Source organism: Pedobacter gandavensis (assembly GCF_032677645.1).
Taxonomy (GTDB): domain Bacteria; phylum Bacteroidota; class Bacteroidia; order Sphingobacteriales; family Sphingobacteriaceae; genus Pedobacter; species Pedobacter gandavensis_A.
Genome location: NZ_JAVTSB010000012.1, coordinates 251,802 through 277,556, shown reverse-complemented (window position 1 = coordinate 277,556; position 25,755 = coordinate 251,802). Strand labels below are relative to the sequence as shown.

20 protein-coding genes and 1 pseudogene are annotated in these 25,755 nt (G+C 41.7%); 4 read left to right on the top strand and 17 right to left on the bottom strand.

Annotated features, from left to right (window positions below; genetic code table 11):
• From R2Q66_RS20285 to R2Q66_RS20260, 6 genes and pseudogenes are all read right to left on the bottom strand, one after another.
• Positions 1-3,963 (bottom strand): annotated as a pseudogene (locus R2Q66_RS20285) (hypothetical protein); the annotation flags it as partial.
• Between the two features lie 808 nt (positions 3,964-4,771).
• A complete protein-coding gene (locus R2Q66_RS20280) occupies positions 4,772-7,801 on the bottom strand; it encodes an efflux RND transporter permease subunit (RefSeq protein ID WP_316752553.1) in 3,030 nt (1,009 codons plus the stop codon).
• 2 nt (positions 7,802-7,803) lie between these two features.
• Positions 7,804-8,721, bottom strand: coding sequence for an efflux RND transporter periplasmic adaptor subunit (locus R2Q66_RS20275; protein WP_316752550.1), 918 nt, complete (start codon positions 8,719-8,721; stop codon positions 7,804-7,806).
• Between the two features lies 1 nt (position 8,722).
• A complete protein-coding gene (locus R2Q66_RS20270) occupies positions 8,723-9,967 on the bottom strand; it encodes a TolC family protein (RefSeq protein ID WP_316752548.1) in 1,245 nt (414 codons plus the stop codon).
• Positions 9,954-10,703: a phosphatase PAP2 family protein gene (locus R2Q66_RS20265; RefSeq protein ID WP_316752546.1), complete on the bottom strand. Its 750-nt coding sequence runs from the start codon at positions 10,701-10,703 to the stop codon at positions 9,954-9,956. The genes R2Q66_RS20270 and R2Q66_RS20265 overlap by 14 nt, the downstream gene beginning before the upstream one ends.
• Before the next feature lie 106 nt (positions 10,704-10,809).
• Complete coding sequence (locus R2Q66_RS20260; protein ID WP_316752545.1) at positions 10,810-11,553, bottom strand: phosphatase PAP2 family protein; 744 nt, start codon at positions 11,551-11,553, stop codon at positions 10,810-10,812.
• Between the two features lie 152 nt (positions 11,554-11,705).
• Here R2Q66_RS20260 and R2Q66_RS20255 point away from each other — a divergent pair, with 152 nt between their 5' ends.
• Positions 11,706-12,539, top strand: a complete 834-nt coding sequence (locus R2Q66_RS20255; RefSeq protein WP_316752542.1) for a mechanosensitive ion channel family protein — start codon at positions 11,706-11,708, stop codon at positions 12,537-12,539.
• Positions 12,540-12,660: 121 nt separating this feature from the next.
• On the opposite strand, the gene fabF is transcribed toward R2Q66_RS20255, so the two are convergent.
• The 3 genes from fabF to R2Q66_RS20240 all read right to left on the bottom strand — a co-directional run bounded on the left by fabF (position 12,661) and on the right by R2Q66_RS20240 (position 15,060).
• Positions 12,661-13,911 carry a beta-ketoacyl-ACP synthase II gene (gene fabF / locus R2Q66_RS20250; protein WP_316752540.1) on the bottom strand — a complete coding sequence of 417 codons (1,251 nt, stop codon included), beginning with the start codon at positions 13,909-13,911 and terminating at the stop codon, positions 12,661-12,663.
• Between the two features lie 59 nt (positions 13,912-13,970).
• Positions 13,971-14,429: a PaaI family thioesterase gene (locus tag R2Q66_RS20245; RefSeq protein WP_316752537.1), complete on the bottom strand. Its 459-nt coding sequence runs from the start codon at positions 14,427-14,429 to the stop codon at positions 13,971-13,973.
• Between the two features lie 160 nt (positions 14,430-14,589).
• Positions 14,590-15,060 (bottom strand): hypothetical protein, encoded by a 471-nt coding sequence (locus tag R2Q66_RS20240; protein ID WP_316752534.1) that lies wholly within the window; start codon positions 15,058-15,060, stop codon positions 14,590-14,592.
• A 210-nt stretch (positions 15,061-15,270) separates the two neighbouring features.
• On the opposite strand from R2Q66_RS20240, the gene R2Q66_RS20235 reads away from it, so the two are divergent.
• A complete protein-coding gene (locus R2Q66_RS20235) occupies positions 15,271-16,005 on the top strand; it encodes a GntR family transcriptional regulator (protein ID WP_316752531.1) in 735 nt (244 codons plus the stop codon).
• A gap of 17 nt (positions 16,006-16,022) precedes the next feature.
• Here the strand turns inward: R2Q66_RS20235 and R2Q66_RS20230 are convergent, their stop codons facing one another.
• The 8 genes from R2Q66_RS20230 to R2Q66_RS20195 all read right to left on the bottom strand — a co-directional run bounded on the left by R2Q66_RS20230 (position 16,023) and on the right by R2Q66_RS20195 (position 23,897).
• Positions 16,023-16,493, bottom strand: a complete 471-nt coding sequence (locus R2Q66_RS20230) for a response regulator (RefSeq protein WP_316752529.1) — start codon at positions 16,491-16,493, stop codon at positions 16,023-16,025.
• A gap of 132 nt (positions 16,494-16,625) precedes the next feature.
• Positions 16,626-16,988, bottom strand: a complete 363-nt coding sequence (locus R2Q66_RS20225) for a LiaF transmembrane domain-containing protein (protein WP_316752527.1) — start codon at positions 16,986-16,988, stop codon at positions 16,626-16,628.
• Between the two features lie 131 nt (positions 16,989-17,119).
• Entirely contained in the window at positions 17,120-17,644 is a 525-nt protein-coding gene (locus R2Q66_RS20220) for a DUF4833 domain-containing protein (protein ID WP_316752525.1), read from the bottom strand.
• A gap of 359 nt (positions 17,645-18,003) precedes the next feature.
• Positions 18,004-18,621, bottom strand: a complete 618-nt coding sequence (locus R2Q66_RS20215; protein ID WP_316752524.1) for a TetR/AcrR family transcriptional regulator — start codon at positions 18,619-18,621, stop codon at positions 18,004-18,006.
• Positions 18,622-18,698: 77 nt separating this feature from the next.
• Positions 18,699-21,251 carry a DUF5686 and carboxypeptidase-like regulatory domain-containing protein gene (locus R2Q66_RS20210; protein ID WP_316752522.1) on the bottom strand — a complete coding sequence of 851 codons (2,553 nt, stop codon included), beginning with the start codon at positions 21,249-21,251 and terminating at the stop codon, positions 18,699-18,701.
• A gap of 252 nt (positions 21,252-21,503) precedes the next feature.
• On the bottom strand, positions 21,504-22,757 hold the full coding sequence (locus tag R2Q66_RS20205; RefSeq protein ID WP_316752520.1) for a murein hydrolase activator EnvC family protein: 1,254 nt from the start codon (positions 22,755-22,757) through the stop codon (positions 21,504-21,506).
• 155 nt (positions 22,758-22,912) lie between these two features.
• Entirely contained in the window at positions 22,913-23,311 is a 399-nt protein-coding gene (locus R2Q66_RS20200) for a hypothetical protein (protein WP_316752518.1), read from the bottom strand.
• A 13-nt stretch (positions 23,312-23,324) separates the two neighbouring features.
• Positions 23,325-23,897: a GNAT family N-acetyltransferase gene (locus R2Q66_RS20195; RefSeq protein WP_316752516.1), complete on the bottom strand. Its 573-nt coding sequence runs from the start codon at positions 23,895-23,897 to the stop codon at positions 23,325-23,327.
• Between the two features lie 142 nt (positions 23,898-24,039).
• Between R2Q66_RS20195 and metN the strand changes: the two genes are divergently transcribed.
• Complete coding sequence (gene metN, locus R2Q66_RS20190) at positions 24,040-25,071, top strand: methionine ABC transporter ATP-binding protein MetN (RefSeq protein WP_316752515.1); 1,032 nt, start codon at positions 24,040-24,042, stop codon at positions 25,069-25,071.
• Positions 25,064-25,717 (top strand): methionine ABC transporter permease MetI, encoded by a 654-nt coding sequence (gene metI, locus R2Q66_RS20185; protein WP_316752512.1) that lies wholly within the window; start codon positions 25,064-25,066, stop codon positions 25,715-25,717. The genes metN and metI overlap by 8 nt, the downstream gene beginning before the upstream one ends.
• Positions 25,718-25,755 lie beyond the last annotated feature (38 nt).

Here is a 25,755-nt window from a genome sequence, read left to right as displayed (position 1 = left end):
GTTGCCGGTAGCCGAAGATGAAGTCAGTATCGTGTTGCTACCTTCACAGAATTCTTTATGGATTGCGGTAATCACAGGAGTTGTCGGAATCGGGTGAGCGATGAGCACCACTGCCTCAGATACCAGACTCGCACAGTTATTTAAGGTAACGACCAAAGTATACTTTCCGCTTTCGGTAGCGATATAGCTTTCCTGAGTTGCTCCTTCTATGGCCAATCCTTCTTTGTACCACTGGTTGCCGGTAGCCGAAGATGAAGTCAGTACGGTACTACTACCTTCGCAGAATTCTTTATGGATTGCGGTAATCACAGGAGTCGTAGGAATCGGGTGTGCGGTTAATTCAACAGGTTCAGAGGCCGGACTTGAGCAAGCATTCAAGGTTAACTTAACGGTATAAATGCCACTCTTCGTAGCGTTATAAGTTTCTTTATCTGCGCCGGGAATGGCCAGACCATCTTTATACCACTGATTGCCAATAACGACAGAAGAAGTCAATAGAATACTACTACCCTCACAGAATTCCAGTTCATCTACACCAATAACCGGTGCGTCTGGAATTGGATTTACCGTAACGGTTACTTTTTTAGCATCAGCAACGGTATTCTCACAAATATCAGCATTCCTCAGCGTTACAAAATAATCAGTGGTAGCTACAGGGTTGACCTCGAAAGCCGGACCTTCATGGATCTTATCTTTTAAAAGCGCATCGCTATACCAGGTAAACACCGGATCATTAATGGTGCTTTCGGCGGTTAGCGTCACTTTCTCTCCGACACATATTATCTTATTCCCTACTAAGATATCTGTGGCAAGAGCCCTGGGTTTGATGATTACATCAACCGCAAAAGACATCGTTTCACAGCCTTTTGGATTTATTGCTTTGACTAAATAACTACCACTTTTTGTGACCAAAAGGAAGTTATTAGTTTCCCCCTCTATATCACCGTTGTCGTCCACCCATTGATAAGTCAGGTTAAGATCATTAGTAGTTACAGATAACCTGACCTCTTCCCCAGAACAGGAAATCACATTGCCTTCCACAATGATTTCTGATATTACAGGTGGTGGCATTACGGTAATTGTAATCTTATTAGTTGCTGCAGCGGAACAGCCAAATTCATTGGTCACTACAAGAGAATAAATCCCGGACTCAAAAACAACTAATTTCTTATTGGTTTCATCTTTAATAAGTACATTATCTTTATACCACTGATTACCTTTTTCATGAGAAGAAGTCAATGTGGCTGCACTACCTTCACAGAATTTCACGGGAGATGAGGTAATCGTTACCGTCTTTGGGTTCTCTGCTACCTGCATTATTCCGGTGGCTACCGCTTCACATCCAAAAGCGGTAAGCATAACCACCTTAATCTCTTGTTTATCGGAAGTCAAGGGCACATTATTAAGTGTCAGTATGCTGGTATTTACTCCCTCCACATTGCTTCCTTCCACAAAGTATTGCCAATCCTTATTACTATCCTTATACTGCCATCTAAAGGTATTACCTAAGCCCTCAGCTGATGCAGTAATCGAGATGCTACCCAGACTACAAACGGTTAGTGCAGCAGGAAGCGTAACTTCCGGCGGCGCCAGCAGATGAATCAGGTAAGTTGTTTTATCTTTATTATTCCCTGCAGTACCCAGAGTAAAAGTTCCGGTTTCTGTTGGTTTACCGCTAACGCGCATCGCATTAGTAGCATCATCTTTTTCAAATTTAAGCCCTTTAACAGTCCCAACCAGGGACACAGGTGCATGAACACCTTCATAAGGAATATCCTTGATGGCGACACCGGTACAAACGTCAGCAATCTGGATATGATGGAATTTTATATTGTTACAACTCTCCTCATTCGTACCATTCTTACATTCCAGATGTGGGTTTGAGGGAGCCGTACCATCGGGATTAGGGTTCGGATGGGTCGCATCCGGATCAGTTACATCTGGCGGACGAAGGATACTGGCTTCTGCAGTAATTACAGCTGATCTACTCAGCTTTCCTGTAATTGTAAATTCCAGCTCAGACTGATTGTTCATATCCAGCATTGCGGTAAACCTGTCGTTTTCGACCAATGGATTTCTAACCATTCCTACTCCGTTGATCATGATATTTTGAATAGCACCAGGATCAATCTCAAACCCCTTAGGACTTATAAATGCAAAAACGGCTCCCTGTACATCACTGGGGCCATTGTTTTTCAATCTAACTGTATAAGTAACCTGCTGATTGGAAAGGAAGGTACTGAGGTTCGGGGTAATGCTCAGAACTTCCAGATCGGCAACTTTTATCGTCAGGTCAATAGGATTGTCCTTTTCACTTCCCTGAATGTAAGCCCAGGTATCCATAGATTTTTTATTGCCAAAACTAAAACTACCACTACCAGAGTTTTCTGGCGAGACCTTCGTTGAACTCTGCGTATAAGCCCCCCATTTATGTCCATCAGTAGTACTTGGAAGTCCATCTATCGCATTTTCATGTGGTCTGGAACTTTCCGGGTAAACTCCGGCACCGTTAACCTTACTGTCGTCCCAATAAGTTCTGTCGCTATATTTTGATTCATCCTTTTCGTTAATATCTATCTCATAATTGGTTGTGTTATCCGTTAGTTCAATGATTAGTCCGTTTGGATTAATCTCCATATCTATATAAGGAAAATGCACTTCGGCGGATTGTAATTTGGTCTTTAAGGTGCTGACCAGATTGGTTGGCAACAGGTAATTTCCATTGGCGTCTTTTCCATCCCAAAAAACAACGTTGGGACCTTCCTGAGCTACGCCGATGATGACCCGGTTTGCAATCTGTCCGAAAGCAGTGGTAACCGGAATAGTAATTCTATAGGTACCAATGGTACTGGATTTGAATTGGATATTTGCACCATTTTTCCCTGCAAGTCCGGGGCTACCCTCCGCCCCAATAACCTTAAGCTCTGAAATTAAAGGGAGTTTGGCATCGTTTTTTAACCAGGTTCCCGGGCCAGAATAGCCTGCGGTTTTGGCTATAGCCGGCAAGTCGGGATTAGGCTTGTTATAGAAAATTTTATGGGTGGTATTGGTTCCGTTATCAGGCAAAGTTGGATTATGGGTAAAAGCAAGGATATCGGCAAGGGTAGATTGATCTAAGCTTTTATAAGTAGGGACTGAATTTACGGCAAAACCATTGCTATTAGAGAAAAAAGTAAAACCTACTCCGTTACTACCATTGGTTTGTACCCGATAAGCGCGTCCATCTTTAGTGAGCACATAATGCGTTGCGTAATAAGCATTTGACGCATTGAAATTAGTAGCCAGATAAAGATTCAATACGTTCGCATAAACCCTTCCTTTCAACCACTCTCCTTTATCATTGTTCAACACAGAGATATCCCATGCGGCAACCAGGTCAACATTACCAAAAACAGTGCCCCTTGAATTGATGTAAGGCTGTGTCCAATCTTTATCAGCCAAAACATCTACAACACCCGTTCCATCCTGGGATGAAATTCCTGCCGGAGGAAGAAATTCAACTTTCCAGATTCCTTCTGTCGCTGCAGTAACGTTTACTTTAAAAGGGATGTAAGTATTGGCCGGATCACTATACCCTTTTTTGGGCCCGGCAAGCTCTCCTTTACGGTTAGGAATATTCCCATCAGGGAGTGAAACATTTGAGCGACTCAGAACCCCTGTCGGTGAAGTAATCAGAATCTGCCCTTTATTAATTCCATGTGCACTGGAGGCCATTGCGATGGTTTCTCCGGCCTTAGCATACACGTAATGAGTTCCAGCGGTTTTAAATGGCCATGCTTCGTTAGATAAATTATTAGAATTACAGTTTAAAAACGCGCGGTTTCCAGCTGCTTTAGCAGGATATAAATCTTTACTTCCCTCTGCATAAACATTCGGTAAGTTGACCAATAAGCAAAGTACAGCCAGGCAGCATAATTTGTTTATTAGTAAAAAAGACAGACGTCGGAGCGTTTCTAGCATCATACAAAATGAGATAGAGCTATGTCCTTTAAGGAGGTTTGAAAAGCGAGATCAGTTCTTTTAGTAAGCTTCTTTCACAGAAGATGATCAGCCGGCTATTATTTTCTTAAAGATTAACTCTATTTATCGCTACCAAAATAATTAGAATTTTGATAATATTCCTATGAAGAGTACAATAATTTGATCTTTTTAATAAAAACCGGGCCAAAAAAGTAATTTAATCCTAATACAATATTTAAACTACACAGGAGACATAAATTAACTATAAAAGACAAAAAACACAGAAACATAAATTACAAAAACGAGAGAAAGAAGTCATTAATTCCCCATAATGGGGAATATAATACACAGATTAAATAAATAAAGCCAAATGCCAGAGATTACAAAAAGAGAATCCTACTTTGAAAAGCGCTAAGAAAAACATCTTTTATCCAAAAAATGAATAAACATAAAAAATAGCAGGAAATATTCAATTCTTTAAAAGACATAAACAAATTAGTTATCCATACACAATTAAACTCATGGAATAAAAACAAAAGAAAGAAGTTTTTTTTTAGATTTGGCCTAAGGGAGATATGGAGGGAAAGAATCCGCAAGGAATTGAAAAATCCGGCAACAGAAACAAAACCGCAATAATCTGTAAATCAGTAACTATTAACAACTTTTTGCTAAAAAAACAATAATTGTGATAAAGATCATTTTTTTATATTAGCCAGGAATATATATTTGAGAATAATTTATTCTATTCGATGGATGTCGATAAAAAGGGGCCCGTTCCGGGAAGTTCGGCCCCTTAACTTTTCCCCTCTTGCTATTGATAACATTTTCTAATCAAAGCAGGCAATACCAGAAGCAACAAAGGCATTGCCATCAAAAACCCACCAATAATCGAAATTGCTAAAGGCTGGTGCAACTGCGCCCCTGCTCCTATACCTAATGCCAATGGACTTAAAGCGAGAATTGCTCCTAATGCAGTCATGAGTTTTGGTCTCAATCGGGTAGAAATTGCATACACTAAAGCCTCATCCAAGCCCTTTGTACTCCGCGAATCTTTAAACTGCAGGAAAGTGAAAATCGCGTTTTCGGCAACAATCCCCACCATCATAATCATTCCGGTATAACTTCCAACATTTAATGCTGTATGGGTGATAAACAAGGCTAAACAACTTCCGGACACACCCAGGATGGCAATCAGTAAAATGATAAAGGCAATTTTAAACTCTTTAAAAACAAACAGAATCACACTGAATACCAGCAAAGCCGAAAGCATTAAGATCATAAACAGCTCTTTAAATGATTGTTGCTGCTCCGCATAAGCACCTCCATAGGTGATGTAATAACCCGCCGGGATTTTCACTTTTGCAGCGACATCTTGTTGAATATCGCCCATCACTGCCCCCAGATCCCGTTGATCCAACCTTGCGGAGATCAAGCCGATAGACTGTAAATTTTCTCTTTCCACCTCTGCCTCCCCGGTTTTGAGCTGCACCTTCGCCAGCATCCGGATCGGAATTGTCTTTCCATTATCCAGCAAGATGTTCATTTGACTCAGCGAGGTCATATCCGGACTTTTTCCCTGAAAAGACACCATCCGGATCGGATACAACTGCTGTAAACCATATATATTGCCAATCACGCTCCCTTCGAGGGCAGTTTGAACCTGTAACTGAAATGCGGCTGGAGAAATACCATATTGCGCCAGCGCGGCATAATCCGGAATGATGTCTACAGCAGGCCCGGCAATCACGATTCCATCAAACACATCCGCAGTACCTTTAACCTTAGACACGACCTCCGCTACCTTTTTTGAAAGCTGTTGCAGCACCTGCTGATTGGAACCGAATATCTTAAGTTCGATGGGCTGTGTTGCACTCATCAAATCTCCCAGCATATCACCAATCACCTGTCCGAAATCTACAGTTAAAGCGGGTTGACTCTGCTCTATTTTACTCCTGATCTCATCAATAACCTCATTGGTACTCCGGTTACGATCTTGTTTTAGCTGGATCAGGTAATCTCCGGTATTAGGCGCGGTAATAAAAAAGCCCATCTGCGTTCCGGTACGCCTGGAATAAGTTTCTACTTCAGGGATTTTAACTATCATCCGCTCTACTTCGGTCAGGATACGATCTGTTTCTGCTAAAGAAGTACCTGCCGGAGTTTTATAATCGAGCACAATGCTCCCTTCATCCATTTCTGGCAGAAAACCTGTTTCTAAACGGGGAAACAAAAACACCATCAGCAATACCAAAAAGGCTATAAAGCCAAAACTCAAATCCGATCTCCTGATAAAAAAGGTAATCCAGGCAGCGCTTTTTGGGGTTTCCAACCTTACATCTTTCGGAACCAGATCCTTTTCAACCAGACCTTCTCTTTTTGTGAGCATCAGGTAAATGACGGGCAAGCCAATCCAGGTGACAAAGAAAGAACAGATCAAGGTGATCACCATCGTATTGGTCATCACCTGAAAGTAGGAACCGGCAACACCTGTCATCAATGCAAAGGGAATAAAAATCACAATGGTACTAATAGAAGAACCCAGCATCGCAGGAAAAAGATAGGTTATTGCCTTTTTGACCAGGATGGCGGCTGGTTCACCCGGATGCTCTTCCTGTGTCCGGTGAATCTGCTCTACTACCACAATAGCATCATCGATAATCAAGCCGATAGCCGCTGCTATGGCACCTAAAGTCATGATATTGAACGAATAACCGATGGCATAGAGGCAGATTAAAGTTAAACCCAGGGTAACCGGAATGGTAAATAAGATGCTGAGACAGGGTTTCAGGGCCCGCAGAAAGATAATGGCAACCACTATTGCCAGCAGTAAACCTACCCAAAGGCTGTCGGTAACACTTTTTACCGCGCGGTTTACGAAATCTGCCTGCAGGTAGTATGGTTTTATGCTGACTCCCTGAGGCAGCATCTTCCTCAAAGTAGCCACCTTTTGTTCCATTTGACCGGAAAGGTCTACCAGATTAGCATTCGGTTGCTTGATTACGGCGATCAAAATCCCCGGTTTACCATTCGCATTTACCCGGGTGTATTCAATTGCTTCTTCCGGATTTACCTCCGCCAGGTCTTTCAACCGAACCGCTCTATTGTTCTTTTTACTGACGATCAGGTTTTCGAGATCTGCCTTTGTTTTCAGGGTGGCATCCGTAACCGACAAGTATAAGTAGTTGAAATCCGCTACATAACCATTAGCTTTCACAAAGTTGGTTTGGGCCATCGCATTCGCGATCTGATCCGGTGTAATCGCCAGGGCAGTCAGCTTTGAATTATCCAGCCTTACCCGGTATTCTTTTGTTTTTCCGCCAATAATCCGGATCTCCGACACGCCTTCTACCTGCATTAAAAACGGCTTGATGGTATAATCAGCGAGTTGTTTGAGTTCAACAGGAGACTTGGTAGCACTCTCCAGGGTATAGCCGCTTACCGGAAGAATTGCGGGATTCATTTTCTCTATTGTGAGGTTCAATCCGGCAGGAAGGCTGTTTTTAATTTTAGCAATCTGCGATTCTATCCTTTGCTGACTGAGGTCGATATTGGCATTCCAATTCATGTAAGCCGATATTTCGCAGCTTCCTCTGCTGGTTACACTACGGATCAGCTTTAAATCCGGCACTTGTTTCACTACGTTTTCCAGTGGCCGTGTTACCGTTAACAACATCTGGTTGACCGGTTGCAACTCCCCTTCTGCAATGATTTTTATCTTAGGGAAAGTGATCTCCGGAAATAAGGCTGTTTTTATCCGCGTATAGGAAAAAACGCCAGCCACCAAAATCAGCAGTAAAACCGCGATCAATGGTTTCTTATGAGAAATGAAGAAATTATTCATAGCTATTTCTTGATTTTAACTTTCGCCGTATCCGGAAGTCCGTAATTACCAGCAACTACAAACCGATCATTTGAAACAAACAATGGGGATAAGATCTCTACCTGCTTCCCGTCGTCTATTCCTTTTTTAACGACCACCCTGACCGCAGTGGAATCATTACGTAACTTCATTACCCAGAACTCGTCCTCGGTTTCATTACTCAGCACCGCTGCTTTGGGTAAGGTTACCGCATTGGGGTGCGACAAACTGACCAGCCTGGCTACTGCCACCAGATTTTCCGGAATGGCATAAGCAGGAGCCACACGAATCATAAAACGCTGGGTTTGCGCTACAGAATCTACCGTAGCGAGGGCAGAACCGATCGTCCCGGTTAGCTTTGCTCCATCAGGTAAAGTGAGGACTACCGCTGCATTATTGACTACATTTTGCCGCATCGCGTAGGGAACATCCAGTAGAAACACCAAACTGCTTTTATTACTCAATACCGCAAGCGTTTCACCTTCGGTTACGTAATCTCCTTTTTGGTGATTAACCATGGTGATAAAACCGGTTTGCGAAGCTCTGATATTGGAAGTTCCGGAGAATTTAAATGCAGGGTCCAGCCGGTTAATCGAATTTCCGATGGCCTCCGCTTCTTTAGTGACCAGGCTAAATAACACCCGGCCACTATTGACAGCATCCCCCATTTTAATATTCACATTTCGCAGGTACCCATTGATACTTGCCTTGATATAACTTTTTTCCAGATAGCTTGACCTGGCATTTAAATCTACATAAGTTGCCATATCGCCATGACCAGCCAGGGTTACTTCCACCGGTGTCTGCAAATCCGGAGCTGCATCTTTTGCCGGAGTTCCGCCACAAGCGCTCCACAATAAACAGAGCCCTAAAGCAATTGTCACTTTTAACGCGTTCTTCATATTATCTGTTCCAATAATTGAATTGATTGATCAGCTTAAAGCCATTGATATGGGTTTGGCGCAATAGATTCTTTGCTGCCAGATAATTATTAATGGCGATGATATAGTCTGCAATCCGAAGATCGCCGGTACGCAAGAGCTGGCTATCTACTTCCATCAGGCTTTTGGCAAAGCGAATTTGTTCGTTGATTTGGGGATACAGATTCTCGTTCTCCCGAATCTGCTGTTGCAATAAATCCAGCTGTTGCTGTTGCTGCCTTGCAAAAAATGCTTTGTAAGCAGCCCCGCTTTCTTGTTGGATATTCAGCTGACGCACTTGCATCGCTTTCTGATGACCATCATAAATCGGGATGGAAACCATAAATCCTGCGCTCGTTCCAAAATTCCGATAAGGCTGGAGCAAAAAGGAAGAATTATATCCGCCATTTACATACACACTGGCTTTAGGCCGGTAATTAAGCGATACGCCTCTTTTATCATTTTCTGTTTTGAGGCTATCCAGTTTATAGCGGGTGGTAAAAAACTCGTGGTTCACCGCAGCTGAAGCAGCCATCTCTGGTACCTTTATTTTATTGACCACCGTATCTGTTAGGCCACAAAGATAATTTAGCAGGGAGTAATCGTTCTTAAACTGCATTTCAGCCTGTTTCCATGCTAACTGTTGTTGCTGTAAGGTGACTAAAAAAGTGAGGTATTCTGATTGTTTATAGGTATTTGCCCTGGTCAGTTTTTTTAGGATTAGTTCTTCTTTTTTCAGCAGTTCATAAACCGTGGCATTAAACACCATTTGTTCCTGACTGGCATAGGTATTTAAGTATTGATCTGTGATGTTTTTCTTTAAATCCAGAACAGACCAAGTGGCGGCAAAATTCAGGGAATCCCTATGAATTTTAGTTTGTTCGAGTTGTTGGTTGATTCTATCTTTCCCTACCAGGGTATAATTTAGGGTCAGCAGGGCTTCCAGAGATTGCCCGTTAGTTAGTGCCTGATCATATCCATAGCCCTTAATTACCGGTGCATACGTTCCTGCGGAACTCGCGGTTAGCTGCGGACGATAGCCAGCCCTCCAGCGCAGACTATCGATCCGGTTACTGATTTGCCGATTTTTATAGTCATTTAACACCGGACTGGAGTTTAGACCCTGACGGATAAAAAAGTCGAGGTCTTTAATTTGCGTAACTTGCCCTTCCCCGAAAAGGGGGGAAATAGCCAGCAGCATAAAGATTATGTTTTTAAAACGTGCCATGGAAAGAAAGTCCAAGGGATTTATCCTGATAAACCGGCACCATACTATAACTCAGGGTTTGCTTTCCGATGAGGAGTTTCTTGACATGAGGATAAAGATAATACGCGATTTTAGTGGAAAGGATACCTATCCCGGCACCAGCGACTACATCACTCAGCCAGTGTTTATTGTTGTACATCCTCAAAGTTCCTGTGGCCGTTGCTACTGCATAACCGGCATAGCCATACCAGGGAGAAACGTCTTTATATTCCTGATTTAAAAACTCTGCTGCTGCAAAAGCGGTAGCCGTATGTCCGGAAGGAAAGGAATTAAAACCGCTTCCATCAGGTCTCATGCGATGGGAAGTTTTCTTTAGCAGCGAAACGCTACCACCCATAATGGCTGTAGACAATACATAAATCCCTGTTGCATCTACCAGACTGTTTTTTCCTTTTATCCCCGCCAGGTTTAAAGCATAAACGGCCAATGCCGGAGCAAATTGGGTGTAATTGTCGAGGTGTGCGGCAAATAGCGGGTGATCTTCCTGAAGTTCCGCTTTGGTAGTCAGGTCTAAATCCCTGATTGGGTTGTTACCAAAAGACAGCGCGCCATAGGTAAGCATCACCGCCGGAATAATCAAAGCTTTTACCTGTAATGGATTTGTATTCTTTATCGCTAAAGAATCCGGGGATTGAACCTGGGCATATAAAAATCCAGGTAAACAAAGTGCGATAAACAGGCAGTTAAGCTTTTTCATGATTTGAATTTTAACTAAAGCTAACACTCAAATATGTAGTAATTCTGTAGGCAATTTGTAGGAATTCTGTAGCCGGTTTCTAAGAATTCTGAAGCTGAGTTGTAGTCTAAAAAGTTCCCGACATCGAAAAGCCAACAGCTCCCTGCTGATACGCTGGCATCAGGTTAAAGTTATTTTGCTTTCTGCCCATGATCAGCCTTTTTAACTGGGGATAAACCAGATAACCCAGTTTAGCGGACAAAATACCTACACCGGCACCTGCAACCACATCACTTACCCAATGTTTATTGTTATAGAGTCTGAAAATTCCGGTGGTGGTAGCCACAGCATAACCTGCATAACCAATCCATGGAGAAACGTCTTTATATTCCTGTTTCAAGAATTCGGCAGCCAGAAAAGAAGTCGCCGCATGGCCGGAAGGAAAAGAATCATAACCACTACCATCGGGGCGGAGTCTGTGGGATTGTTTTTTAGCTAAAGCCACCGCAGCAGTCATGATTCCCATAGACACCACATAATTACCTGTGGCATCAAGATAGCTGTTTCTACCCTTTACCCCTGCCAGGTTTAGTCCGTAAACCGCCAATGCCGGCACATAACGCATAAAATCGTCAGCACGTTTCGAGAAAAAGGGATGATCTTCCTGCAATTCTGCCTGGGTAGTGCGGTCTATATCTCTGATAAAATTATCGCCTTTTGCCATCAGGCCGTATCCTATAAATACAGCTGGTATAATAAAAGGGGCGATTTTAACTTTATTTGGGTTTGCCAGGGAATCGGCACGTTGACCTTTGCTGATCAGCGAAAAACACAACATTAACAACAGGCTACACTTTAATCTCAACATCATTATACGTTCTTTTCCAAAACTACCGCTCAATTCTGTAGCAATTCTGTGGGTTAATGCCTTAATTTAGGCTTAAATTTCAAAATTACAAAAATCCAAAGGATTGATGGCATCATAAATGTGCCTACCATCCAAACACAAGAAAAAACAATAATATGTCTAAAATTGAATTCACACTGGATCAGTTACTCATGAACTTAATTGGTCGTCTACCCTCCTTTTTAATGGCGATCGTTACTTTACTTGTCGGCTTATGGCTGATTAAATTCCTGATCCGCTTTTTAACAAACCGCTTTACCAAAGGAAAAATTGACATCTCCTTGTCGGCCTTTCTGTTGAGCGTGATCAAAGCAGTACTTTACATCCTGTTATTGCTAACTGTTGCTTCCACATTAGGCATCCAAACCACCTCTTTCGTTGCCGTATTAGGCGCCGCAGGTTTAGCTGTTGGCTTAGCCTTACAAGGCAGTCTGTCTAATTTTGCCGGAGGCGTGCTGATTCTGTTGTTTAAGCCCTTTAAAGTTGGGCATTCGATATCCTCCAACAACGGCGTAAGCGGTACGGTTCTTAAAATTGACATTCTATACACTACGCTTCAGGCAGGTAATGGAACTACATTATATGCTCCAAACGGCCCTTTAGCCAACGCGGTGATCAATAATTTAACCGATAATGAAACCAGAATGATGGAATACGTGATTGGCGTATCCTACGATTCGGATGTTAATGTGGCCAGAGAAGCGATTTTAAAAGCTTTAGCAGCAGATTCGCAGATCCTTAAAGATCCGGCACCAAAGGTTTTGGTCACTGCTTTAGCCGACAGTTCTATCAGTCTTACCATCCGCGCCTGGGCAAAGAATACGGAATTCTGGCCGGTATACCACCGAAACTTTCAATTGATCAAAGAAGAACTGGACAAAAACAGCATTGGGATTCCTGCACCACAACGTGAAGTCCATGTGATTACAGCTACAGAAACTGCAAAGTAGTTTCCGGAATACTAAAGAAAAAATCAAGGCAAAAAAAAACGAGCGTAGCTTTTGGCTACGCTCGTTTTTTTTGTTGATTAGCACACCGTAAGAATTACCCCTTAATGTGTATTTTATAAGATTAACCTTCGTATTTTTTGAAGATTGATGTTGCCGTATGTCCACCAAAACCAAAGGTATTGTTCATTACATAATTGATCTTCTTAGCTACCGATTTACCTAAAACGATGTGTAATCCTTCAGGGATTGCCTCGTCAAGTGTTTCTGTATTGGTAGTACCAGGAACCATATCATATTGAGCAGCTAAGACACTGATTACAGCTTCAAGCGCACCTGCAGCACCTAGTAAGTGACCTGTCATAGATTTTGTTCCGCTAATTAATACCGGAGCATCATTAAATACTTTTTTAATACCGATCAATTCGCTTAAATCACCAAGACCTGTTGAGGTTGCATGTGCATTGATATAATCGATTTGTTCTGCCTGAATTCCGGCATCAGCCAATGCTTTTTTCATTCCTTGTACAGCACCTAATCCCTGAGGATGAGTTCCTGTTAAGTGGTAAGCATCAGCAGCCATACCACCACCAACCATCTCGCCATAAATAGTAGCACCTCTGGCGATCGCATAATCGTAATCTTCCAGGATCAATGCCGCAGCACCTTCCGCAATCACAAAACCATCTCTGTTTTTGTCGAATGGACGTGAAGCCGTTTCCGGATCATCATTTCTTTTCGATAATGCCTGAGCAGCGTTAAATCCGCCTACAGAAGAATCTGTGATCGCAGCTTCAGAACCACCTGCAATCATGATGTTTGCTTTTCCTAATCTGATGGTATCAAAAGCACTGATAATCGCTGTGTTTGAAGATGCACAAGCAGAAACGGTACAATAATTAGGTCCATGCAGGCTGTTACGGATAGAGATTACTCCTGCCGCAATATCCACAATCATTTTAGGAATAAAATAAGGGCTGAATCTTGGAGTACCATCACCTGAGTGATATTCTTTCAATTGTTGTTCAAAAGTACCGATTCCTCCATTTCCAGTTGCCCAGATCACACCTACTTCACAACGGTCTTCTTCAGACATGGTCGAGAAATCTAGTCCGGCAGCTTTAATAGCCTGGTCACTTGCTGCGATTGCATACTGAGTGTAGACATCATACTTTCTGACTTCTTTTTTCTCCAGGTAATCTTCTGCGTTAAAGTCTTTGACCTCACAGGCAAAATGAGTTTTAAATTTGGTAGTATCAAACTTTGTGATTGGTCCTACTCCACTCTTACCCGCCAGGATATTCTTCCACAATTCATCTACAGAATTTCCTAATGGACTAATAACGCCCATTCCGGTTACGACTACTCTTTTCATCCTATTTTTTATTTTATTTAATATTGTTTGTGGCTAACAGCCATTATATCTTCTATACTTTATTTAACAATCTGTATTTCTTCCGGTTTTCTTCTTTCCGTCCGTAACAGATTACTATAGCCTTTGGCAATAAGCCGCGTTCTGTTTTCATTCCAGACTTCGCAGGTTACATTGGCAATTTGCCGGCCTTTCTTCACCATAATTGTTTCTGCAATGATCAGGTCTTCTTCTTTCGCACTGGCGAAATAATCTACCACCAGGTTGATCGTTACATAGTAATGCGGTTCATCATAGGCAAACAGCGTAGCACCGATGGCATCATCAATAATGGCAGCTGTTATTCCGCCATGTAAGATTCCCATTGGATTGGTCATTTCCTTCCTCACCTTGTGCTGCAATACCAGCTTTCCTTTTTCTACAGCCAGAATGGTTGGTTTTAACCAGTTCAGTACCGGCGACAAAGATCTGCTCATCTCTTGTCCGATATGTTGTATGAAAAATTCTGAGGGTTTAAGCATCTATCAATTGTAAGTTAAGGTGAATTGGATAAGATTTTTAGATCCACACAGCTCTGGACGCTATAAATTCCAGAGCGCAAATATACCCACCCTTAGTTGAAAAACAAACTAAAAGGCCGAATGAATGCGGAAAAGACTAGTAAACAGAAGCCCTTTCCTGCTAATCTACTGTTGCCGGGCTAGCTAAAGCCTGCGTTTGAACAGCTATTTTCTCGTTTTCTATCGCAGTTATCCCTTTATTGATTTCATTATACATATTTAATGCATCGGGATGCAAGGCAAGGATTCCGTTTACCTGTTGCGTATTTCCAACGGCCAATTGCTCGTTTAACAGGATCACATCTGTTACATTCAGTTGTTTATTTTCAAATTTTGCGGTCCAGTGATTGATGAAACCAGCCATTTGCTGACTTTCCATTTCCAGGGTCACCGGGCTCATACTCTTTTTCAGCATTTCAGCTTCATATTGGGCCGGACTGCAGGAAGGGTTAAAAGCCTTTAGAAAAGGCATATTGTACTTGTTTAATTTCCGGAAAGCACTGAAAAGATAAGGTACAGCGACAAGCGTGATTAGGATTAGAGCGCCAATAGTAAAGTAATTCATATTTAAGGGTTGATTTGATCTTTTCATGGATACCATATTGCGGTATACTAAGCAAAAGTAATAGAAAAATAAAGAATAGGAAGAGCTGCCAGTTCATGTATGCACATAACAGCGGTATTTTAGCTCTTTAAGAGCTAGTAAACTTCATTAAATGAGGAGCTTATGCCTAATAAAGCATAGATTGCAGTTCCATACATTTTTTTCTAAGTTTGTATGGCACGATATACACGTATATACATGAGTTTTAAAATAGACCACAAAAGCCCTATTCCACTGCATATTCAGGCAGAACAGCTATTGAGAGATCTCATCAAGCAGCAGGAGTATCAGGATGGAAAGATGTTACCAAATGAGGTGGAACTGGCGAAAGTGCTGGCCATCTCCCGCACCACCTTGCGTTTGGCCATCAACAAATTGGTATATGAAGAACTTTTAGTCCGCAAAAAGGGCGTAGGCACTAAGGTGTCCAGCGGCAAATACAGTTCAAAATCTAAAAACTGGCTGAGTTTTTCTCAGGAAATGACGGCAAGAGGCATCCCTGTAAAAAACTTCGAATTACACATCAGCTGGGTATATCCGGATCAGTTTATTGCTAATTTCTTCGATATCAAGACCGACAGGAAAATCCTTAAAATGGAGCGTTTAAGGGGAAAAGTGAATGATCCCTTTGTGTATTTCATCTCTTATTTTCATCCGAGAATCGGATTAACAGGGGAAGAAGACTTCAAAAGACCCCTTTATGAAATTCTGGAGCAGGATTACCATACCATTGCGGAGCTGTCTAAAGAGGAAATCTCGGCCATGGCTGCTGATAAATTTACAGCAACGAAGCTTGAAGCAGAAGTTGGATCTCCCATCTTACTGCGCAAAAGGTTCGTTTATGACCGATCGGAACGTCCTTTGGAATACAACCTGGGGTATTACAAGGCAAACAGCTTTACGTATGTAGTAGAAAGCCGTAGAACCGATTAACCTGCGCAGCTCTGGCTTCAATTCAGGTTAGAACCAGAAGGAAGGGTCGGGCTGTGTTGCCTCAATAGACTATAGTTCTTCAACAAGCCATTCACGAGCCTCAAAAGCGAATGCATGGCAAAAGGTTTCTGTAAGTAGGCATCACAGCCATAAGCACCCAGCGGCAATAGCTTTCCGGGAAAGCTAGAATATAGGATAACCGGGATTTCAGCGGTATATCTCTTTTTCCTGAGCTGAGTACAAAGCTCGCCTCCGGCTAAAGAAGGCAACAGGTACTCCATCATCACTAAATCGGGATCAAACTCATTCGCCATGGGCATAATATCATCTATATGCTGATAGATTCTATAATTAAAACCTAATTTCCCAAAAGTGCGGGAGATTTCTTTACAAAAGACATCATCATTATCGACAATGATTATTCTGGGCGGCCGGATCTGTAAAATGGGATAACTTTCCGGTCTATCTTGATGTTGCAAATTTACCATGAGAATCTTTTTTTATAAATCTACAACAATTTACCGCCCTTGATACCCGTTTTTATACGGTTATACACTACACTAAATACCTGTTTTACAGTTTGTTTAAACCTATCTTATGTAATTCAAACTTAGAAGGGGCTAAAAAGCACTGGTTTTCTTGTCCTCACCGGCATACTTAGCACCTACAGGTTTCAAAAGCATATAAACACCTAGTCCGATAAGTACCAATGCCCCCTTAACTCCCGAAAGGTCGAAGAACGACAGGTCGCCTATGGTATAAATCGCTCCGATGATGACCATGATCAGCCAGCCGGAAACTTTGAAGTTTTTACGGTAGCCCAGCCATAATCCTACCCCAAGCAAAATGGTATGCCATGACAGGAGCCAGCCCGGAAATTCCAGTCCCAGATTATCGAGGATCATCAGTAGTCCTATCGCCAGGATACCTGATCCTGCAACGATATGAAAGTTTAGTTTGTTTGTTTTCACTTGCGTTTCCATAATTGTTTTTTTCTTCAAAACTAGGGCGCAGGGCAATGCAGATCAAGCGATCTGGCTTGTGTCCCCCTATACCGTCGGTAAATAGAGGGAAAACATCGGTAGATCGCTTGTTGCTATAGATGGTTTAGGACTTAAACCTTGATTCTTTCCACAACCGGTGTATCGGTAGCTGTATTGATTCCGCTAAGTTCTACGTATTTCACATTAGGCAACCAGAAAGAGCCCCCTTCGATCCTGACAAAGATCTTAGACAATTCAATTTTCTTGTTATTCACCGTTACATATACATGAAACTTTTGATCTTCTTTGGATTGCATCAAGTACATTGGAATCTTCTTATGAGATACAAAACGAATCTCAAACTGATCTTTTCCTATTTCTTTGGTTTGAATCCCATAGGCGAATTTCCTTTGGATATAGCTTAAATCTTTCTTCTCCCCATTGTCGTCATAACGCAACCAATAAACCAGTACCGGTTCAGACTTATTGATCTCCCCTTTGGCATTTACATTCAATTCATAAATGATGGTATTGCTATTCGGATCTCTTTGCAAATAGAACAGTTGGTTCTTGATTCCTTTTGGAGTAGGAAACTTGACCGGAGAAGGATTACTACGGTCGGCAGTCTGAGCATTTACTGTTAAAAATGTACACAAAAAAATAAACAGCATTAAACAATTGCGGCCTATTTTATTAAAAATCATAGAAGTCATGGTATCGATTATTTTATTCCATTAAGCAAACCCGTTATTAAGTTTGTGGGGAATAAGGTGGCACAAAGCTATAGATTTCTGAAAAGAACTTATCCAGCTGATTGTCAAAATAATTGCCGGAATAGCAATTTTACACACAAATCTGAGCAGGCATCCGGGCGGATTTCCCCGGGATCGGGAAGGACGCCTGCTCCTTATTTAGGATAAACAATAGCATTATCATTAGAATCATAAACAACTGAATATAAATACTATATCATAAGGTTAATATTTTGTTTTAATCAGATGATTAACTGAGATTGTTAGTTAGATAAGGTTTTCAGCATGGCTTCCATCCAGATCGGGATCCAGTGTTTACGTTCTTCCATCAGCTGATCAAATTCGGCTTTACCCTGCTCATCTGCCCTGCTTAAAACGGGGCCTGCTATAAAAGGAAAAACAAGAACACCAAGCATGTTCATGATAAAATGCATCGGATCTACTTTCTTTTGAGTAGTTGCTTCCAATTGTTTGTAGAAGTTTGATTGGCTGAGCATTTCCTTTACCGCCACATGCTCATCGAGCCTGGATGGATTAGCTCTCATCTCCGTCAGGATGAATAAAGGAAGATCCGGATGTTGTTTTAACAGGTCTACATAATGGACGGCGATCCCCGAAATCTTGTCTTTAAGCACCGTGTTTACATCGTTCAGAATCTCTTCTAATCCAACTAAAAACAGCTGGAGGCTCTCCGTCATCACCACCTCAAACAACCGCTCTTTACTTCTGAAATAATAATTCAACAGGGCGAGGTTAATTCCTGCTTCTGCTGCAATATCACGGGTTCTGGTAGCCGCAAAACCTTTCTCTATAAATATTTTAGTAGCTGCTTCCTTAATCTTTTCTTCAGTAGTTAGCCCTAACGTTTCTTTCTCTGCCATATCTCTATTGAGTATTCTCCTTAACCTTTCACAAAGATAGAAAACCCCACCTCATTTAATCAAATGATTAACTGAACTTAGAAATCAAATTTCACTCTGGCACGGATACCCCAGCTCGAAACATCCGGGTTATTGAGGTAGCTGAATCTTTTGACTGCATCTACCCGCAGTACTTTAAATATATTTCCAACGCCTACACTACCTTCCATATAAGGCTCCTTATTGAGAGAATAGGTGATCGGTTGTCCATTTACATTACGTACAAATTGCATCGCTTCCGGGTTTAAATCCGGATTGTTTTCCTTCCTCAAACCGCCATACAAGGCTTTAAAGGACATCACTTCTCTTAGTTTGAGTTTCTTTAACAATGGAATTTTATTGAAGAAGAAACCATTGAAATTATGGTCTAAATTAATGCTGGCATAGTGATCACTCACAAACTCCATGAAGTTCATCAGGTTATAAGAGTTCAGCTGATACGCATAAGACTGATTGGCCCTATGGATCGCCAACAATGGAAAAGGGACCTTACCGACGATGTAAGCAGCCTCTAGCGTCACATCAGTATAACCCAGCTGACTCAGATAAACACGTTTATCAATACTTCCCATAAAATTATGGTAATTATACTCCCCACCTAAGACGCCTTTAATTCCGGCAGTATAGCGGAAATTGAATACCGGATCAGGGCCTATAAATGGCGTGCGGTATATTTTACTCTGGTAAAACTTCTCATTTGGGGCATACCTTAAACCCAGACTAAGCTCGGTGGTATTGATGTGATCCGTACGGCTCATTAAACCACCTTCAGTAAGGTTACTGAAGTACAATGATCCTGCCGGGCTCTGTTTCCATTTGCGCATCCCTAAGGTGTAGGAGAAGTGATTCTCAAACTCATGCACATAATCCAGCCTGTAAAAATCATTGTAGAGCATCATATTGTTTTCCCCTCTTTTGAAAGAAAGAAGAAAATTATCTTCCTGCACAAACTGAAGTTCTTGTCCGGGGATCTTGGTATCTCTTTGAAAGCTTGCCCTGATATAGTTCTGAGGGAAAGCGTAGATAGATTTATTATTTAAAGAATAGGTACCGCTCAGGAAGTACTTCCATTTCTCATCTTTAAAGCCGTAAGCTGCATAAGTTTCAAAATAATAGCGCTTGCTTAAAGCTGGTGTGGTTCTTCCGCCAAGGCGAAGACGAAATCCTTCGACCCCATTAAAGCTGTAAAATGTATTGACCGGTCCCATTTCAAATGGGCCAAAATCTTTGTACCCTGCAAAGAACAGGGTTACGATATCCATAGTACGCTTAAAAGAAGGGATGGTTTGCAAAGAATCAATGTTTCCATATATCTTGATACCACCACCACTTAGCGGCTCCGGGCGGTTTTTCAGCCAGAACTCCTCTGATTTTTTGCTGGCATCAGGCACCACTACTAATGGTCCACCTGCTTTATAAACGGTATCCGGACGAGGTACATTGGCTTTAAAGTCTTTAACAACAACCGTTCGTTCTCCTGTAAAACCTCCCCCACTCTTCTTGCTCAGTCCAAAATCAACAATCAGGTTACTTTTACTCAAATGATACCGTTGATCCGGGTTCTGCTCAAAATCAAGTTTAACCTCTAATGCCCTGACAAAATTCAGATTAATGTCTTTATTCACCGTCAGGTAAGCATTTTGGATGGCATAATTACCATCTAAAGTCACATATAACTTTCCTTCAAACAACAAATCAGACTTGTTACGGGGTGTAAAAGCAAGCTCCACCAATTGTGGATTGTGGTTCTTAATCGTATCAGTAATGAAAAATTTATAGAAAGCCGGAGCAGAATCCGAAATCGGGCTTAACAGTTGATTACTCACGACATTGATATTGTTGTCATAGATATTGACATCCTGATACATACGGTCAAAATAAGCCGTCAGACCTTTGTTATCAATAAAACTCTCGTCAAAATTGACTCTCTTATCTGCAATAACCACTGTTTTAGTCTTTTCAGGGTTCTTTTTGAAATAGATATCACTCAGCTTTTCTTCCTGAAAAACAGGCAGGAAGTTCTTGCCACCAATCTGTGTAGAATCTTGTTCCTGGAACAGGAACTGGTAATTCCGGAAGATCCTTTTGTTCTTAAACTTATCCGATAGATTACTTAAAGAGAACTTCATGAGTTCATATTTCTGGTATTCTACGAAGTTGTAGTTTTCCATTTTATTTTTAGCCTTGTTGGCGATCACTTTCCTGATCAGCTCTACTGCCGGGTTTTCTTTATTCCGGTATCTGGGCTTTTTTCCTGCGGAAATCACCACTTCATTCATCAGCATGGCATCTGGCATCAACTGTACATTGATCACCTGATTGCCTCCGGCTTTAATGGACTTAGTCTGGGATTTATAACCTACATAACTAAATTTCAGGATATTGCCCGGCCCGTTCAGGCTAATGCTAAATTTACCATCTGCATCGGTTTTACCACCGGTGGTAGTCCCTGCAATAAAAAAAGAAACATAAGGAAGGGTTTCTTTTGTACTCCCATCGGTAACGGTACCAGTCAGCAATATTTGCTGGGCATGAGCGGCGTTAGAAAAAAGTAAGATGAGCGCTAAAACCAATAGACTGATTGGCTTCATAAAAACCAACATCGCGTTTCTTTGCGCTAAAAATGAGGTTTTTAAGGTGATGACAACAGGTTTTTGGCCTGCTGAATATAGGTATGGTATGTGCACGATTCCGGTTAACTTATTTGATGCTAAATAGACTAAGTTCTGAGAGCAGGAACAAATATATAGCTAACATCTGACTATCCACACTGTTTTAGTCAGCATGGATAGCAATGGTAGATGTTATGACATCTAAATGAAAATTCCGGAAAAGTTAAGGGATTACTTTGCGATCCAGGCCTCTGGGTTAAGTTTATTCTGACCTCTCATAATTTCAAAGTGAAGCACTGGTCCGTCTTCTTTTGAAGCGACTACACCAAGGGTTTGTTTGGTTTCTACTTTATCGCCTCTGGCCACTGTTACTGATTTCAGATTCTGGTAAATGGTGAAATAATCGCCATGGATTAAAGCCACGATATAAGTTCCATACAACTCTCTAACGAACAAAACCTTGCCTTCAAAGACTGCTTTTACCGCAGCACCGTTCTCCGTCAGGATATTGATACCATCGTTGTTATAGCTGGCCTGGCCTTCGGTATGGGCACCAAAACGCTCTACAATAGAATACTGAGCTACTGGCCACGGCAATCGCCCTCTGTTATTTTCAAAACCCGCAGAAAGCTTTGCATTTTCCGGGGAAGCGGTCAGGTAGCTGGAATTGGTCTTCTCTTTTACTGCAGCAACCGGTCTGCCTTCCGCAATGGCTTTTTGATTAGCCAAACGTTCTTCTTCTTCCGCTTTTCTTCTGGCGAGTTCGATCTCCTTCTGAATCGCGTTTCTAATGGCACGGTCAATATCAGCTTGTTTTCTTTTTCTGGATGCCAGGTCTTGCTTGAATTGCTTTTCTTGTCGGCTGATTTGGTTTAACACCACCGATTGCTCGGATTTGTTTTTGCTCAACTTCACCTTTTCGTGCTCCTGTTCAGTTAGCAGGGTGCTTTTTTCTTTCAGATTCTTATCCAGCACACCGATTTTATACTCTATGTTTTTCTGGGTCCCCTGTAGGTAATCTGCTTGTTTCTTGCGATACTGACCAAATTGCTGCAGGTATTTAATCCTTTTATAAGCCTGATTGAAGCCATCAGCAGCAAAGACGAACATCATCTTTTCATACGCGTTCTGATTTCTTTGCGCAAAGCGGATCATGCTCGCGTATTCTTTCTTTAACTGGCCGAGTTGCCCTTTTAAGGTACGCACTTCATTACTATTCTCATGAATCTGGTTGTCCAGATTTTTCACTTCTGAATTGATCACCGAAATTTTGTTCTGCATCAGACGAATCTTTGCATTCATCGCGTTGATCTGCCCTAAAGTCAACCGTTTATTGCTGGAAGTTACATTTAAGTTTCTCTGCAACAATTCAATTTCTCTTTGAATGGCTTCTTTATTCCTTTTCAGTTCTGCGCTGGTTTGCGCAAAAACGATGGTGGTAACGGCTGTAAATATGATGGTTAAGAATAATTTCTGGAGCTTCATTGTGTGTAATAAGTAACTAAATACCGTAGCAATGCTAGTGTGTTAAATTAGCAATGCGATTCTAAAACTATTCAAATCGGGGCTTAAATGCAAATGATAACGCAAAACAATCAAAAATATCGCAGCATTTTCAATTTGGGAAAACAATATGACAATTATTCGACTTCCGCTAAAACGGACTTGATCGCATTGAACCAGAGCTTGTTATTCGTAAAACTCATCATATTATAGTCGATAAAAAGATAGAGGAAGCCAACACCTGCTCCAACCTGTAAACGTAGGGGCTGCGCGGTCATTCCGAAGTTTTTAACCAATGTTCTTGGGAAGACTTCATCAAAACCCAGGAACAGTTGCTCCAGATCTCCGAGATTGAAAGAGAGGTCTACATCAGCGTCTATGTAAATCGCCTTTTCTGTTAAAGTGATTTCGCCGGAATGGCAATGAAAAGGGCCAACACCAGAAACATGAACACCAACCTGGTCCATGGTGTTCCGGTTAAGTACTTCGTCTTCCGTACTCCATTTTACTTTTCCTGAAAGCAGTATATTTTCCATACCATGAATGTGATCAATGTTGATTAGATTTCAATAAACTGTAAATCACACTATCTAAGAATTTTCCTTCATAATAGAAATCCTCCTTAAAATGAGCTTCTTTAAGATAGCCTTGCTTAACTAAAACTTTAGCAGAGGCTAGATTACCCGGATCAACCACCCCATAAAGAGAATGCAAGCCCAATTTCTCGAAACCAAATTTATTTATCATTCCTAATGCTTCGCTGGCAATCCCTTTAGCCCAAAACCCGGGGGCCAGCATATAACCTACTTCTGCGCGGAAATTGGGAAAGTCAAAGTGGGGAAACCCGATAAAGCCAATCAGTACATCCGGTGCTTCAATTAAAGTGATGGCCCAACCAAGGTTTTCTGCTCTCAGCGTTCCTTGCTTAATCTCCTCAATTAAGGCATAAACTTCTTCTATATTGGCCGGTTTTGTTCTTGGCACATATTTCATGACTTCTTCATTAGTTCTCAAATGAAACAATGCCGGGGCATCTTCCGGCGTCAATTCCCGGAGTAGTAACCTGGCGGACTCCAGAACCGGAGGTATTTCAAAATTAAATTTCTTTGCTTGATCCATCATTTTATCTACTTGATATCAAGCTCCAATATAGCAGTTTTCATTGATTTCATGATTTCGAAATTACATTCTATACCAATCTCATAGAATTAATCGCGTTTCTAATGCCCTGAAACGTTATCTTTGTCAAAAAAACTTCCGGGTAATGATTGAATTAAGAAATGTAACGAAGAAGTTTTTCCAGAAGACGAGAGCGATCACTGCCCTATCCGGGGTTTCCTTAACGGTACCTGAAGGTAAAATATTCGGGGTAATCGGTAGTTCAGGAGCAGGCAAAAGCACATTGATCCGCTGCGTAAATCTGCTTGAAAAACCAACTTCCGGAGAAGTGATTGTGGATGGTCAAAACCTGATGAATCTTTCTCCGAAACAACTGGCTAAAGCCAGAAGACATATAGGTATGATTTTCCAGCATTTCAACCTACTTTCTTCCAGGACGGTATTTGAGAATGTTGCTTTTTCCCTGGAATTAGACCATACCCCAAAAGCCGAAATCGAAAAGAGAGTAACTGAGCTGCTTGATTTGGTGGGGTTAAATGAAAAACACCATGATTATCCGGTAAATTTATCCGGTGGACAAAAACAGCGGGTAGCGATTGCCAGAACTCTGGCGAGCAACCCTAAAGTATTGCTTTGCGATGAGGCAACGAGTGCGTTAGACCCTGCAACTACCAAATCTATCCTCACTTTACTGAAAGACATCAACAAACGACTAAACATCACCATCCTGTTGATTACGCATGAAATGGAGGTCGTAAAGGACATTTGCGATGAGGTTGCCGTAATTTCTGAAGGTAAACTGATAGAACAAGGCGCGGTGAGTGAGATCTTTTCTCATCCAAAAACGGAGCTGGCAAAAGCATTTATTGCCTCTGCCCTGAGCCTCGATATCCCGGCAGACTATAAAGCACGTCTGGTTGCTGAACCTGCGGAAAACAAACGCCCGCTATTGAAACTTGAATTTACCGGACAATCGGTTGATGACCCGGTCTTATCAGAGGTTGCCCGTCATTTCCAGATTGACAGTAATGTGATTAGTGCAAGAATGGATTATGCCGGTGGGGTTAAATTTGGTGTGATGCTGATTGAAGTCTTCGGTACCCAGGAAAATAGCCTTCAGGCGATAGAATTTTATAAAAGTAAAAACATTAAAGTAGAAGTAATAGGTTATGTCTGATTCAATGATTTTGCTCCTTGCTAAGGGAGCCTGGGAAACCATCGTCATGACTTTTGTTTCCGGATTTTTCGGTTTTGTAATCGGCTTACCTACGGGTGTGCTTTTATTTATGACCAGAAAAGGACAGGTTTTAGAACATAAAACCTTCAACCATACCATTTCAATTATCGTAAACATTTTCCGCTCGATTCCGTTTATCATTTTGATCGTTTGGATGATTCCTTTTACCAGAGCGCTTGTAGGCACTTCTATTGGTGTGGAAGCGGCAATTGTTCCTTTGAGTATCGGGGCCGCACCATTTATCGCCAGACTGATTGAAAACAGTCTGATTGAAGTGCCGGGTGGATTGGTAGAGGCCGCAAGGGCCATGGGCGCCACTCCTTTCCAGATCGTATATAAGGTATTGTTGCCGGAAGCTTTACCTTCCATCCTCAACAGTGCTTCTGTGACCCTGATCACATTGGTTGGTTATTCGGCCATGGGCGGTGCAGTTGGTGCAGGTGGATTAGGCCAGATTGGTTACCAATATGGCTATGTTGGGTACGATGTATTTGTGATGAACACGGTACTGGTATTGTTAATTGCCCTGGTATTTATCATCCAGTTTCTGGGTGATATTATCGCTAAAAGAGTAGACCACAGGTAATCTTCCCGAAAGACATCAAATCGGAAAGACACCTATCA